Source organism: Micromonospora sp. NPDC000316, from assembly GCF_042898885.1.
Taxonomy (GTDB): domain Bacteria; phylum Actinomycetota; class Actinomycetes; order Mycobacteriales; family Micromonosporaceae; genus Micromonospora.
Genome location: NZ_JBIAZG010000009.1, coordinates 229,054 through 242,698 on the forward strand (window position 1 = coordinate 229,054; position 13,645 = coordinate 242,698).

Consider the following 13,645-nt stretch of genomic DNA (forward strand, 5'->3'; position numbering starts at 1 on the left):
CCCTCCATATTGACGTGACGACCGGTAACTGTTACGAGTGGTAGCATGCAATCGCCGCGCAAGGATGTCAATGGATCCGACCCGCCGACAGCGGCCGCAGACGGCGAGCCGAAGGTCAAGAGCAACGGCCGTCGCGATCGCTGGGCGGACCACCGCGAGCAGCGCAGACACGCACTTGTCGGCGCCGCCGTGCAGGCCCTGCTGCGGCACGGGCCGGACGTCGACATGGACCAGGTGGCCGCCACCGCGGGCGTCAGCAAGCCGGTGCTCTACCGCTACTTCGCCGACAAGGCGCAGCTCTGGGTCGCGGTGAGCGAAGTGGTGGCGGCCCGGGTCGTCGACGCCATCGCGCCCGCGATCGACCAGGTCCGCGAGGAGCGTGACCTCGTGCGGGCGACGATCGACGCGTACCTCGGCGTAATCGAGTCACAGCCCACGCTCTACCGGTTCCTGATGCGCCAGTCCGGCCAGCCCGGCATCCACCAGGTCGTCGCCGGGACCAGCCGGCAGGTGGCCGCCGGGCTGGCCCGGGTGATCGGCGACCGGCTCCGCGCGCTCGGCCTGGACGCCGGCCCGGCCGAACCCTGGGCGTACGGCCTCGTGGGGTTCGTGCAGGCGGTCGGCGACTGGTGGACCACGCACGGCCAGCCGATCAGCCGGGCCGCTCTCACCGACTACCTGACCGCTCTGCTGTGGAGCGGGATCGAGGGGGTCCGGGCCAGCGCCGACCTGCCACCCGAGCTCACCCGAGCCCACGAGCGGGTCGTGCCGTGAGCTACCACGGCCCGGCGAGCGTCGCGGGCACCCCGGTCCGGGCACACCTCAGCGGGCGGTGGGAGCCGGTCGACGGCCGCTACCACTGGGGTGGTCGAATCGAGCCCGACCCGACGGTGGCGAGTCTGGTGCGCTCCGGCCGGCGCGACGTCGAACTGCGCATCGCCGACCAGGCCCGACCCGCCCGACTGGCCGAGATCGATCCGTGGGGCGGCGTACGGGTCACCGGCGTGGGCGAGCCACCCTGGCCACCACGTGCCGAATCGGAGGACACGGAGGAGTGATGGAGACGGACATCGCCATCGTCGGCGCCGGCTTCGGCGGCCTGGGCGCCGCCGTCGCCCTGCAACGGGCCGGCTTCACCGACTACCTCGTCTTCGACAGGGGCGACGAGGTCGGCGGCACCTGGCGCGACAACACCTACCCCGGCTGCGCCTGCGACGTACCGTCGCACCTCTACTCTTTCTCCTTCGCCCCCAACCCGCGCTGGTCGAACACCTTCTCCAGCCAACCGGAGATCTGGGACTACCTGCGCGGCTGCGTCGACCGCTTCGGGATACGCCCGAAGGTGCGGCTGCGCCACGAGGTGCTCGATGCCCGCTGGGACGACACGCGCCAGCGCTGGCTGCTGCGTACCTCCGGTGGCGACCACACCGCCCGGGTCCTGATCTGCGCGGCCGGGCCGCTGAGCGAACCCGCCGTCCCCGACCTGCCCGGGATCGATGACTTCGCCGGCACGGTCTTCCACTCCGCCCGCTGGCGGCACGACCACGACCTGACCGGCCGCCGCGTCGCGGTGATCGGCACCGGCGCGTCGGCGGTCCAGTTCGTGCCGCAGATCCAGCCGGCCGTCGAGAAGCTGACGTTGTTCCAGCGCTCCCCCGCCTGGATCATGCCGCGGCGCTCGCGCCGCATCAGCCCCGCCGAGCAGGCCGCGTTCCGCGCGGTGCCCGGCACGCAGCGGGCCGCCCGCGCATGGCTCTATCTGGTACGCGAGGGCATGGGCCTGGGCTTCCTGCACCCGACCGTCAACCGCCTCGCCTCGCGGCTGTCCCTGCGGACGCTGCGGCGTCAGGTCACCGACCCGGCCCTGCGGGACAAGCTCACCCCCCGGTACGCGATGGGCTGCAAGCGGGTGCTGATCTCCAACGACTACTGGCCGTCGCTCACCCAGCCGAACGTCGACGTGGTCACCGCAGGCATCACCCGGATCGTGCCGGACGGTCTGGTCACCGCCGACGGTGTGCACCACCGCGCGGACACGATCATCCTCGGCACCGGCTTCCACGTCACCGACTCCCCAGTCGTGCGGCTCATCCACGGCCGGGACGGACGCAACCTGAGCGAGGCCTGGACCCCCAGCATGCACGCGTACCAGGGCACCACAATCGCCGGCTTCCCCAACCTGTTCTTCCTGCTCGGCCCCAACACCGGGCTCGGACACACCTCGGTGGTGCTGATGATCGAGGCGCAGCTGCGCCTGGTCGTCGCGGCGCTGCGCCACATGCGGGCCAGGGGCATCCAGGCCATCGAGCCCACCGCCGAGGCGCAACGACGCTGGACCGAGCGGGTCGACAAGAAGATGACAGGCACCGTCTGGCAGACCGGCTGTTCGAGCTGGTATCTCGACGCCACCGGCCGCAACACCACCATCTGGCCGGGTTTCGCCACCAGCTTCCGGCTGCGGCTGCGCCGCTTCCGTCCGGCCGACCACCGGGTCGTTCCGGCTGACCGCACCCCCAACGAAACAGAACGGGAGCACGCCGATGCGGTATGACCTGGCGGGCAGGACCCTGCTCATCACCGGCGCGGCGCGCGGCATCGGAGCGCGGGTGGCCCGCGACGCCGTCGCCCGGGGCGCGCGGGTCGCCCTCGTGGGCCTGGAAGGCGAGCTGCTCCAGCAGCTCAGCACCGAGCTCGACGCGCACTGGTACGAGTGCGACGTCACCGACCAGACGGCGCTGGACGAGGCTGTCGCCTCCACCGTGGACCGTTTCGGCGGCATCGACGTGGTCGTCGCCAACGCGGGCATCGCGAACCTGGGCACCGTGGCGGTCGGTCCTGTCGACGCGTTGGTGCGTACCGTCGAAGTGAACCTCTGCGGCGTGATCCGCACGGTGAGCGCGGCCCTGCCGCACGTCACCGCCACCCGTGGCCACGTCTTGATCATCTCGTCGGCCGCCGCCTTCGCGGCGATGCCCGGCATGGCGGCCTACTGCGCGTCCAAGGCGGGCGTGGAGCAGTTCGCAAACGTGCTGCGCCTGGAGAGCCGGGCACGCGGCGTCACCGTCGGCACCGCCCACCCGATCTGGATCGACACCGACCTGGTCCGCGACATCCGCGACGACCTGGCGTCGTTCGACGCCACGCTGCGCAGGCTGCCGTGGCCGCTGTCCACAGTCGTCCCCGTCGAGCAGTGCGCAGACGCCCTGCTGCGCGGCATCGAGCGCCGAAAGCGCAAGGTGTACGTGCCACGTTCGCTGGCGCTGGTGCAGGCGCTGCGGCCGGTGGTGCTGAGCGGCTTCTCGGACGCGTTGATCTCCCGTTTCGGCGGCCGAACGATGGTCGGCGAGATGGAGGACGAGGTACGCCAGCTCGGACGTTCCTTCGGAAGGACGTCGGTGGGAGGACGGCGGTGAGCGTCCACGTCCGTCGCGGAGGCAGCGGCGAGCCGCTCGTGCTCATCCACGGCATCGGCCACCGCCACCAGGCATGGGAGCCGGTGTTCGACAGGCTCGCCGCCCACCACGAGGTGATCGCGCTGGACCTGCCCGGGTTCGGCAACTCCCCGATGCCCGCCGACGGCATGCCCGCCGACATGGCCGCCACAGTCGCCGCGGTCCTGCCGGTCCTGACCGAATGGGGGTTGGACCGTCCGCACGTGGCCGGTTACAGCCTCGGTGGGGCGATCAGCCTGGAACTCGCCGCCAGCGGGGCGGTCGCCTCGGCCACCGCCTTCTCCCCCGCCGGCTTCTTCACGCCTGCCGAGCGCCGCCGGGCACTTGCCATCCTCCGGCTGCTGCGGGTCAACTCGTACCTGCCCGCCCCGATCATGCGCGTCGCGCTGCGCTCGGCGTACCTGCGGACGGTGTGCTTCGGGTCGCTCGTGGCCCGCCCGACGCTGCTGGACGCCGACCGCGCGTTCGGCGACGCGCTCGCCCTGCGGCGCGGCCTCGGCTTCGCCGCCGTGGCCCGAGCCGCCCGCGACTACCGCTTCGACGGTGTCCGGCTCGCCGACGCGGCGGTGCCGGTGACCATCGGCTGGGGTGACTGCGACCGCATCTTCGGCGTCCACCAGGCCGAGCGCGCCCGGTCCGGGCTGCCTGCGGCCCGGGTGGTGACGCTGCCCGGCTGTGGGCACGTGCCGATGAGCGACGACCCGGACCTGGTCGCCGCGCTCATCCTGGAGACCACGGGCGCCGTGCCCCGCGCCGACAGTCGATCGCCGGCCGGCAGCGCGGGTCAGGAAAATCACTTCACAGACTAAAAACTTGCAGTACGCGCAAGTTGGCCCCTAGCCTCGCCGACGTGACCGACACCGACAACGCCCCCACCGGACGTCGGGACCGTAAGAAGGCGCAGACCCGTGCCGCACTGACCGCCGCCGCGCTGCGGCTGGTCGCCGAACGCGGCCTGGAGCACGTGACGGTCGAGGAGATAAGCGAGGCCGCAGACGTCTCCTCGCGGACCTTCTTCAACTACTTCGCCTGCAAGGACGAGGCGCTCACCGACGATCCGGCGCTCGACGGCAACCCTGTCGTGGCGCGGTTGGCCACCGTCGAGACGCGGGTGCCGGCGATGCGGGCCGTCCGGCTCGCCCTCGACGAGGTGATCGACGCGATCCAGGCCGACGGGGAGTTGTGGCGACTGCGGCTGGCCGTCATCGCTCAGAACCCCGCGCTGCTGCCCCGGCTGGTGGCCGGCAACATCGCTACCGAGCGGGACATGGTCACGATCATCGCCACCCGCCTCGGTGTGGGCACCGACCATGCCCACCCGCCGCTTGTGGTCGCCGTGACCAGTGCCGCCTTCCGCACCGCGCTGCTGCGCTGGGCCTCCGGCGACGACACCCGGCCCCTGCGCGACTTCGTGGACGAGGCGTTCGCCGCGGTCGCCGCCGGCCTGCCGGATCCGACGACCCCCTCCTGACCCACCAGCCGCCCCGCCGCGTCCGCTCCGGGGCCAGCCAGCAAGCCCCGTCGCGTCCGCATCGGGGCCAACCACTCCGCTACAAACCCGACAAGGGAGCGTCAATGACCACCACCATCCCGCCCGCCGACACCGCCGCCGTCGGCACGCGCATGTCGCGTCGGGAGGTTCTCCAGGCCCTCTCCGGCCTGATGGTCGGCATGTTCGTGTCCATCCTCGCCTCCACGGTGGTGGCGAACGCGCTGCCGCGGATCATCGCCGACCTGAACGGCAGCCAGACCGTCTACACCTGGATCGTGACGAGCGAACTGCTCGCCATGACGGCGACCGTGCCGCTGTGGGGCAAGATGGCCGACCTCTACAGCAAGAAGCTGCTGATCCAACTCTCGCTGGGGCTGTTCGTGGTGGGTTCACTCATCGCGGGCTTCACGCCGAACGTCGAGGTGCTGCTGGTCAGCCGTGTCGTCCAGGGCGTCGGCGCCGGCGGTATGACGGCGCTTGCCATGATCGTCATGGCGGCCATGATCCCGCCGCGTGAGCTGGGCCGCTACGCCGGCATCTTCGGCGCGGTCTTCGGCGTCGGCACCATCGCCGGTCCGCTGATCGGTGGGGTTCTCGTCGACACGTCGTGGCTTGGCTGGCGCTGGTGCTTCCTCATCGGCGTCCCGTTCAGCATCATCTCCATCGCCCTGCTGCAGCGCACCCTGCACCTCCCGGTCGTCCGCCGCAAGGTCAAGATCGACTGGCTGGGCGCTCTGCTCATCACCTCGGGCGTCTCCACGCTGCTGATCTGGTCGTCCCTGGCCGGCAACAAGTTCGACTGGGCCTCCGGCTGGACGGCCCTGATGGTCATCGGCGGCCTGGTCCTGCTGGGATTCGCCGTGTTCGTCGAGTCGCGGGCGGCCGAGCCGATCATCCCGCTGACGATCTTCCGCAGCCGCACGGTCTCGCTCACCACTGTCGCCAGCGTGCTTGTCGGTGTCGCGATGTTCGGCGGCACCGTCTTCCTGTCGCAGTACTTCCAGATCTCGCTGGGCAAGTCACCCACCGTCGCGGGCCTGATGAGCCTCCCGATGATCTTCGGTCTGCTCGTGTCGTCGACGGTGGCTGGCCAGCTCATCACCAAGTACGGCCGGTGGAAGGCCTTCCTGGTGGCCGGCGCCGCGGTGATGACCGTCGGGATGGCGCTCCTGGGCACCATCGACGCCAACACCTCGATCGTCATCCTGTCGATCTACATGGCCGTGCTGGGCATCGGCGTCGGCATGCTCATGCAGAACCTCGTGCTCGCCGCACAGAACGACGTCCCCGCCCACGAACTCGGCGCCGCGACCTCCGTGCTGACGTTCTTCCGCAGTATGGGCGGTGCCATCGGGGTCAGCGCGCTCGGCGCGGTCCTGGCCAGCCGGGTGACCTCGCTGACCACCGAGCGGCTCGGCCCGGCGGCGACCGGCGGCGGCACCGCCGAGGTGCCCGACCTGTCCACCCTGCCCGAGCCGGTGCGGCTCATCATCCAGGACGTCTACGGCATCGCGACCGCCGACCTCTTCCTGGTCGGTGCCCCGATCGCGCTTCTCGCGCTTATCGTCGTGCTGTTCATCAAGGAGAAGCCGCTGCACACCCTCAGCGGTGACGAGCGACGCGCCCAGGAGGAGGCAGCCGCGAAGGCCGCGGTTCACTGAGGCGTACGACGACAGTCGGGGGCGGGCCGGTCGGCCCGCCCCCGTTCTGCGTCCGCCTGCTGGCTAGCTGGCTGGCTGGCTGGCTGGCTGGCTGGCTGGCTGGGGCATTGTCTGCTGCCTTTGCTCTGCTTCAACCCGCGCAACGGTTTCGGGCCGTGAGTGTTGCGTCGGTTGAAGCAGAGCAAAGGGAACGAACTGACACCCACCCCCTCCGACGCCGACGTCTCCGTACTCGCGTTTTGCCGTAACGACAGGGTGCGAACCGGCCGCCACGTAACGTGAGAATGCAGCCGGCCACGGCTGACGCAGGCGTGCACGGGCCGCCGCTGGCGGCGCTCGGCCAACTGCCGAGACGACAGCCCTGCACCGCCGTCGGCCTACTCAGCCGCAGGAGGCGCGGACGATGTCCATGCTGTCGGTATTCAACCCTCGGCACACCGTCGCTCCCCCGGGATACAGCCGCTGGCTCATCCCGACCGCGGCGCTGGCCGTGCACGTCTGCATCGGGCAGGTGTACGCGACGAGTGTCTACAAGAACTCCCTCATCGCCCACTTCGACACCAGTCAGACGGCCATCGGGGCGATCTTCAGCATCGCCATCGTCATGCTGGGCTCGTCCGCTGCGGTGGGCGGCCGGTGGGTAGAGCGCAACGGACCGCGCCGGGCGATGTTCGCCTCGGCCTGTTTCTGGGCCACCGGGTTCCTGGTGGGCGCGATCGGCATCGCCACCCACCAACTCTGGCTGCTCTACCTCGGCTACGGAGTCATCGGCGGCATCGGGCTCGGCATCGGCTACATCTCGCCCGTGTCGACCCTCATCAAGTGGTTCCCGGACCGGCCGGGCCTCGCCACCGGCCTGGCCATCATGGGGTTCGGCGGCGGCGCCCTGGTCGCCGGCCCGCTCGCCCGCCAACTGCTCTCCCTCTACGACTCCGGCTACAACCCCGACAACCCGGCCGCAGTGGCGTCGGGAAGCGCCCTCGTGGCGCTCTTCGTCACGTTCGGCATCGGCTACTTCGTGATCATGATGTTCGGCCCGTTCAACGTCCGCGTTCCCGCGCCGGACTGGCGGCCCGCCGGGTTCGACCCCGCGAGCGTCGCCAGCCGGCCGCTTGTGACGAGGGCAAGCGTGTCCGCGTCGAACGCCGTGCGCACCCGGGCGTTCTGGCTGTTGTGGATCGTGCTGTTCTGCAACGTCACGGCGGGCATCGGCATCCTGGAGCAGGCCAGCCCGATGATCCAGGACTTCTTCCGGGACAACGGGACCACGGCCGTCTCGGTGTCGGCGGCGGCCGGCTTCGTGGGGGTGCTGTCGCTGTTCAACATGGCCGGGCGGTTCGTCTGGTCGACGACGTCCGACCTCATCGGCCGCAAGCCCATCTACATGATCTACCTGGGTCTCGGCATGGTGCTGTACGCGTTGCTCGCCGTGGCCGGGCACTCCGCCACAGCTGTCTTCGTGCTGATCGCCGCCGCGATCATCTCCTTCTACGGCGGCGGCTTCGCGACAATGCCCGCGTACCTGCGCGACCTCTTCGGCACCTTCCAGGTCGGCGCCATCCACGGCCGGCTGCTGACCGCGTGGTCGGCGGCGGGCGTCGCCGGCCCGCTCATCGTCAACGGGATCCTCGACGCGCAGGGCAAGCCCGGCACGCTCACCGCCTCGGCGTACCGGCCCGCGCTGTTCACGATGGTCGGCGTCCTCGCCATCGGGTTCATCGCCAACCTGCTGGTCCGGGCCGTGCCCGAGCGGTTCCACGAGCCGGATCGAGGAAAGACGTCGCCCGTGGCCAAGGCCAGTGTCACCGAGCCGGTCGCCCTCGGCCCGCAGAGCCAACCGCCGGTGCCCCAGCACGTCGGCGCTCAGACCGGCCGGCTCTGGTTGTCGTGGCTGCTCGTGGCGGTGCTCCTTGGGTACGGCATCGTCCAGACCGCGATCACCGCCGCGAAGCTGTTCACCGGCTGACGCGGTCGTACCGGACATCAGGGAAGGCACCCCGAGGGGTGCCTTCCCTGATCGCTGCGCTGTTCAGAGCCGTGTCGTCGACTTCTCGGCGAGGCGCTCCCGCTGGGGCACGACCGTGTACTTCGGATCGCGGGCCGACACCCTGCCCGCCTCGAAGACGCCGAACCGGGTGGCGACCGACGAGGCGACGAGAGCCGCGCCGGAGATCGCCGCGAGGAGTCGGCTGCGGCGGCTGACAAGCGCCGCTGCGGTGCCGACGGCGAGCAGCACCCGGCCGGCCTTCACCAGACGGCCGCTGCGCCCGCGTACGTAGGGCTCGCCGGTCAGGCCCATCCGCTCCAGCCGGTGACCGCCGGCGAACTCGACGGTCGCGGCCGCGAGAGCGAGCCGCCGCAGGGGTGCGGTCTGGGTTGCCGGCGCCGCGATCAGGCCGATCCCGGACGCGGCGGCGAGCGCGCTGCCGGCGAAGACGAACGGCAATGACGGGTACGCCTCATGCCAGGACGGCACGGCGGTGTCGGCGAGCAACACCCCCGTGTACGTGGCAAGTGCCGGCGCGGTGGCGGCGGCGGCCAGGCCGGCGGCGTTGCCGACGGGGAGCGCCAGCCGGCGGGCGAGACCGAGCACGCCGTGCTGCGGGAGCAGGGGCGCGAGCTCGGCGACCGCCGCCACGCCGGCCAGCGGCCCGAAGGCGGCGAGGATCCAGGTGCCGACCGACATCGGCGAGGTCAGCTTGGCGACCCGGAGCATGTGGTGGAACCGGGCCGGCCGCCCGAGGTCGTGGACCAGCAGGTACGTGCTGGCGGCGACGCCACCGAGGGCCGTCCACCGGCCCACCTTGCGCAGGTCGGGGCGCCCGGTCAGCTGAGCGCCCGCACCGATCAGCGCGCTTCCGGCGGCGAGGCCACCGGTGAAGAGGTACCCGGCGATGTCGTACTTCCACACCGGCGGTTTGAGCACCGGCCGGCCGTAGTAGGCGGTGAAGTCGGCAGGCGGCACGGTGAGCTGCTCGCCGTCGCGCCCTCGACGACGGTGCCCGTCGGGTTTGTCGAGGCCGGCCTGGAACTCGCGGAATCGGGAGCCGACGGGTTCGTTCGGTGGTGTCGCGCCGGTCATGGTCGCCTGCCGAGGAACGCGACAGCCGTGACGGCGGCCATCGTCAGTGCGGCGAGGCCTGCGCGTTTCCACATCGCCGGCAGGTCCCGCGTCGTCACCACCGGATCCGGCGGCAACCCGTACACCTCCGGCTCATCCAACAACAGGAAGAACGCACCATCACCACCCACACCATCGTTCGGATCATCCCCGTACAACCGCGCCTCAGGCACGCCCCGCTCATGCAACGCCGCCACCCGCGCCGCCGCCCGCTCCCGCAACTCCCCCAACGGCCCGAACTGAATCGACTCCGTCGGACACGCCTGCGCACACGCCGGCGTCATCCCCACACCCAACCGGTCATAACACAGCGTGCACTTCCACGCCCGACCATCACCCTTACGCTGATCAATCACCCCATACGGACACGCCGAAATGCAGTACCCACACCCATTACAGATGTCCTCCTGCACCACCACCGACCCAAACTCCGTCCGAAACAACGAACCCGTCGGACACACATCCAGGCAAGCCGCATGAGTGCAGTGCTTACACACGTCCGACATCATCAACCAGCGGAAGTCCGTACGCCCCTCCACACCCGTGCCCCGACCCGGCGGCTGCGCACCCGGCATCCCCAGAAACTCCGGCCCGGCCGCCATCCGGGCCGCCGCGCCGGGCGATCCGGGCGGCAGGCCCGGGTTCGTGCCGGTGTCGACAGTGGTACGCGCGCCGACCGCAGCCGTCGCGGGGCTGACCGTCGGCCCGTCCGGGTCGCCTCCGAACGCCGGGGTCGCCCAGCCTGCCGAGCGGGGCTGCTCGACGAACGCGACGTGTCGCCACGAGTTCGCGGTCAACGCTCCGGTGTTGTCGTACGACATCCCCAGCAGGTCCAGACCGCTCTCCGGGACCAGGTTCCACTCCTTGCAGGCCACCTCGCAGGCCTTGCAGCCGATGCAGACGCTCGTGTCGGTGAAGAACCCCATCCGCGGCGGCGCGTCCACGTAGCCGGCGTCGGGCGCCGGGTCGAGCGGGCCGTACAGGGCGTTGGCGTGGGGCATCGGTCAGGCCTCCTGGTCGCTGCTGCTGTCGGCGACGTCGGTCGTGACCATCGGTGGGTAGCGGTGGCTCAGGTTGCCCGACCGCCGCCGGTAGTCGAAGACGAGGTCCAACAGGGCCTGTCCTCTCGGGCGTCGTCCGGGCTGTACGTCACACGTGCCGACCTTGCTCTCCTGGATCAGCACGTTGGGGTCGAGCGTGATGCCGAACAGGTCGTTCGCCGAGTCGCCGGTCACCAGGCCCTCGTAGCCGAAGTGGTACGGCAGCCACACCTGGTGGATGATCCGGCCGTCCACCCGCAGCGGGGTGATGCGGTCCGTCACCAGCACCTTCGCCTCGATGGCCGCGCGGGTGCTGATCAGGTGTGCCCAGCCCAGATGGGTCAGCCCGCGCAGGACCGCCAACTCCGGCGACACCTCGACGAACATCTCCGGCTGCAACTCGGCGAGGTGCGGCACCGTACGGCTCATCCCGCCCGCCGTGTGGTGCTCGGTGAGCCGGCTGACCGTGAACACGTACGGGAAGACGTCGCTGTGCTCCTCCGGCGGGCTCGGGTTGAGCGTGTTGATCGGGTGTGTGTAGACCTTGCGGGTCGGGTTGGCCTGCTGGCGGTAGAGCGGGTTGCGCACCGGCGACTCGACAGGCTCGTAGTGCGTGGGCAGCGGCCCGTCGAGGACGCCGCTCGGCGCGTACAACCAGCCCTTGCCGTCGCCCTGGAGGATGAACGGGTCGTCGCCGGCGATGCCCGCCACGCCCGAGGTGTTGGGCGGCGGCCGGTACGACGGTGGCTTCGTCTTCTCGAAGTCCGGCACGTCGTAGCCGGTCCACTCGCCCTTGTCCGAGTCCCACCAGACGTACTTCTTGCGCTCGCTCCACGGCCTGCCGTCCGGGTCGGCGGAGGCACGGTTGTAGAGGATCCGCCGGTTCGACGGCCAGGCCCAGCCCCACTCCGGAGCCACCAGGGACTGCTCCGCGCCGGGCTTGCGCCGGGCGGCCTGGTTGACGCCGTCGGCGTACACGCCTGTGTAGATCCAGCAGCCGCCGGCGGTGGAGCCGTCGTCGGTCATCTCGGTGTAGCTCGACAGCGGTCGGCCGCTTGCCACGTCATACCCGTTGATCTCGTACAGCACGGCCTCGGCACTGGGCTCGGCATTCGGGCCGTGGGTTGGGTAGTTCCAGTTCAGGTCGAGCAGCGCCCGATCGCGGGGGCGGGTCGACTGCGCCAGGCGTTCCCGGATGATGCGGCCGAGGTGGTAGAAGAACCACAGCTCGGAGCGGGCGTCGCCCGGCGGTTCGACGGCCTTCTCGCGCCACTGCAACAGCCGCTGCGTCTGGGTGAACGTGCCCTCCTTCTCCACGTGCGAGGCGGCGGGCAGGAAGAACACCTCGGTGCGGCACTCCTCCGGCACGATCTCACCGGTCTCGATCTCCGGCGCGTTCTGCCAGAACGTCGCACTCTCGATCATGAACAGGTCGCGGACCACCAACCAGTCCAGGTTCGCCATGCCGAGCCGCTGCGCGCGGCCGTGCGCCGAGCCGACCGCCGGGTTCTGACCGAGCAGGAAGTACCCCTTGATCTTCCCGTCGATCATGTCCAACACCTGCTGGTACGTGCCATGGTCGCCGGTCATCCGGGGCAGGTACCCGTAGCAGTAGTCATTCTCGGCGGTGGCCGCGTCACCCCAGTACGCCTTGAGCAGGTTCACCCCGTAGGCGCGGGCGTTGCCCCAGAAGCCCTTCTGGCCCGGGTGCCGGATGCTGTCCACCCACTCGTCCAGGGTGGGGTGGTCGGCGTGGTGCGGCATCGGCAGGTAACCCGGCAGCAGGTTGAACAGCGTCGGAATGTCCGTCGAGCCCTGGATGCTGGCGTGCCCCCGCAGCGCCATGACCCCGCCACCGGGGCGCCCCATGTTGCCCAGCAGCAGCTGGATGATCGCCCCGGTCCGGATGTACTGCACACCCACGCTGTGCTGTGTCCAGCCCACCGAGTAGACGAGCATGCTCGTTCGCTCCCGGCCGGAGTTCGCCGTCCACGCCTGCGCCAGTTCGAGGAACTTCTCCTGTGGGATGCCGCAGACCCGCTCCACCATCTCCGGCGTGTACCGGGCGTAGTGCCGCTTCAGGATCTGGTAGACGCAGCGCGGGTGCTGCAACGTCTCGTCCCGCTGGGTCTGCCCGCCCACCGGCGCGCCGTGCGACTCGTGTTCCAAGCCGGCCGCGGTCTCCCGCTGCGTCTCGGTGTCGTGGACCGAGCCGTTCTCCTCGTTCCCCTCGTACTGCCAGCTGGTCTGGTCGTAGCTGGCGTTGTCCTCGTTGAAGCCGGAGAAGAGCCCGTGCAGGTCCTCGGTGTCGCGGTACTCCTCGGTCACGATCGTCGCGGCGTTGGTGTAGGCGACCACGTACTCCCGGAAGTCCAGCTCGTTGTCCAGGATGTAGCGCACCACCCCACCCAGCAACGCGATGTCCGTGCCCGCCCGGATCGGCAGATACGAGTCAGCCACCGCACTGGTACGCGTGAACCGCGGGTCGACGTGGAACACCTTCGCGCCACGACGCTTGGCCTCCATCACCCACTGGAAACCCACCGGATGCGCCTCGGCCATGTTCGAACCCTGAATCACGATCAGGTCGGAGTTCGACAGGTCCTGCTGGAACTGGGTGGCGCCGCCGCGACCAAAGCTGGTCCCCAGACCGGGGACGGTGGCGGAGTGTCAAATACGAGCCTGGTTCTCGATCTGGAGCGCCCCCATCGCGGTGAACAACTTCTTGATGAGGTAGTTCTCCTCGTTGTCGAGCGTCGCCCCACCCAAACTGGAGATACCCAGCGTGCGGTTGAGCGGCCGGCCCTCGTCGTCGACGTCCTCCCAGGTCTCGTCCCGGGCCGCCAGGACCCGATCGGCGATCATGTTCAGCGCCGTGT

General features: G+C 70.3%; 11 protein-coding genes. 8 read left to right on the plus strand and 3 right to left on the minus strand.

What is annotated here, in order from left to right; translation table 11 throughout:
* Nucleotides 1-45: 45 nt before the first annotated feature.
* From ACFY2Q_RS19605 to ACFY2Q_RS19640, 8 genes are all read left to right on the plus strand, one after another.
* Entirely contained in the window at nt 46-774 is a 729-nt protein-coding gene (locus ACFY2Q_RS19605; protein WP_387132037.1) for a TetR family transcriptional regulator, read from the plus strand.
* The gene (locus ACFY2Q_RS19610) at nt 771-1,058 is read left to right on the plus strand and encodes a DUF4873 domain-containing protein (protein ID WP_387132039.1); all 288 of its coding nucleotides are present in this window, start codon (nt 771-773) and stop codon (nt 1,056-1,058) included. Before ACFY2Q_RS19605 ends, ACFY2Q_RS19610 begins: the two co-directional genes overlap by 4 nt.
* On the plus strand, nt 1,058-2,551 hold the full coding sequence (locus ACFY2Q_RS19615; RefSeq protein WP_387132042.1) for a flavin-containing monooxygenase: 1,494 nt from the start codon (nt 1,058-1,060) through the stop codon (nt 2,549-2,551). The genes ACFY2Q_RS19610 and ACFY2Q_RS19615 overlap by 1 nt, the downstream gene beginning before the upstream one ends.
* Nucleotides 2,541-3,413 (plus strand): SDR family oxidoreductase, encoded by an 873-nt coding sequence (locus ACFY2Q_RS19620; protein ID WP_387132044.1) that lies wholly within the window; start codon nt 2,541-2,543, stop codon nt 3,411-3,413. The genes ACFY2Q_RS19615 and ACFY2Q_RS19620 overlap by 11 nt, the downstream gene beginning before the upstream one ends.
* Nucleotides 3,410-4,261, plus strand: coding sequence for an alpha/beta fold hydrolase (locus ACFY2Q_RS19625; RefSeq protein WP_387132046.1), 852 nt, complete (start codon nt 3,410-3,412; stop codon nt 4,259-4,261). Before ACFY2Q_RS19620 ends, ACFY2Q_RS19625 begins: the two co-directional genes overlap by 4 nt.
* A 41-nt stretch (nt 4,262-4,302) precedes the next feature.
* The gene (locus ACFY2Q_RS19630; RefSeq protein WP_387132049.1) at nt 4,303-4,923 is read left to right on the plus strand and encodes a TetR family transcriptional regulator; all 621 of its coding nucleotides are present in this window, start codon (nt 4,303-4,305) and stop codon (nt 4,921-4,923) included.
* A 104-nt stretch (nt 4,924-5,027) separates the two neighbouring features.
* Nucleotides 5,028-6,605, plus strand: coding sequence for an MDR family MFS transporter (locus ACFY2Q_RS19635; RefSeq protein ID WP_387132052.1), 1,578 nt, complete (start codon nt 5,028-5,030; stop codon nt 6,603-6,605).
* Between the two features lie 409 nt (nt 6,606-7,014).
* Nucleotides 7,015-8,571, plus strand: coding sequence for an OFA family MFS transporter (locus ACFY2Q_RS19640; protein ID WP_387132098.1), 1,557 nt, complete (start codon nt 7,015-7,017; stop codon nt 8,569-8,571).
* A 63-nt stretch (nt 8,572-8,634) separates the two neighbouring features.
* On the opposite strand, the gene nrfD is transcribed toward ACFY2Q_RS19640, so the two are convergent.
* The 3 genes from nrfD to fdh all read right to left on the minus strand — a co-directional run.
* On the minus strand, nt 8,635-9,687 hold the full coding sequence (gene nrfD, locus ACFY2Q_RS19645) for an NrfD/PsrC family molybdoenzyme membrane anchor subunit (protein ID WP_387132055.1): 1,053 nt from the start codon (nt 9,685-9,687) through the stop codon (nt 8,635-8,637).
* Entirely contained in the window at nt 9,684-10,727 is a 1,044-nt protein-coding gene (locus ACFY2Q_RS19650) for a 4Fe-4S dicluster domain-containing protein (protein ID WP_387132057.1), read from the minus strand. Before ACFY2Q_RS19650 ends, nrfD begins: the two co-directional genes overlap by 4 nt.
* A 3-nt stretch (nt 10,728-10,730) precedes the next feature.
* On the minus strand, nt 10,731-13,645 hold a 2,915-nt coding region (fdh, locus tag ACFY2Q_RS19655; RefSeq protein ID WP_387132059.1), incomplete at its 5' end, for a formate dehydrogenase.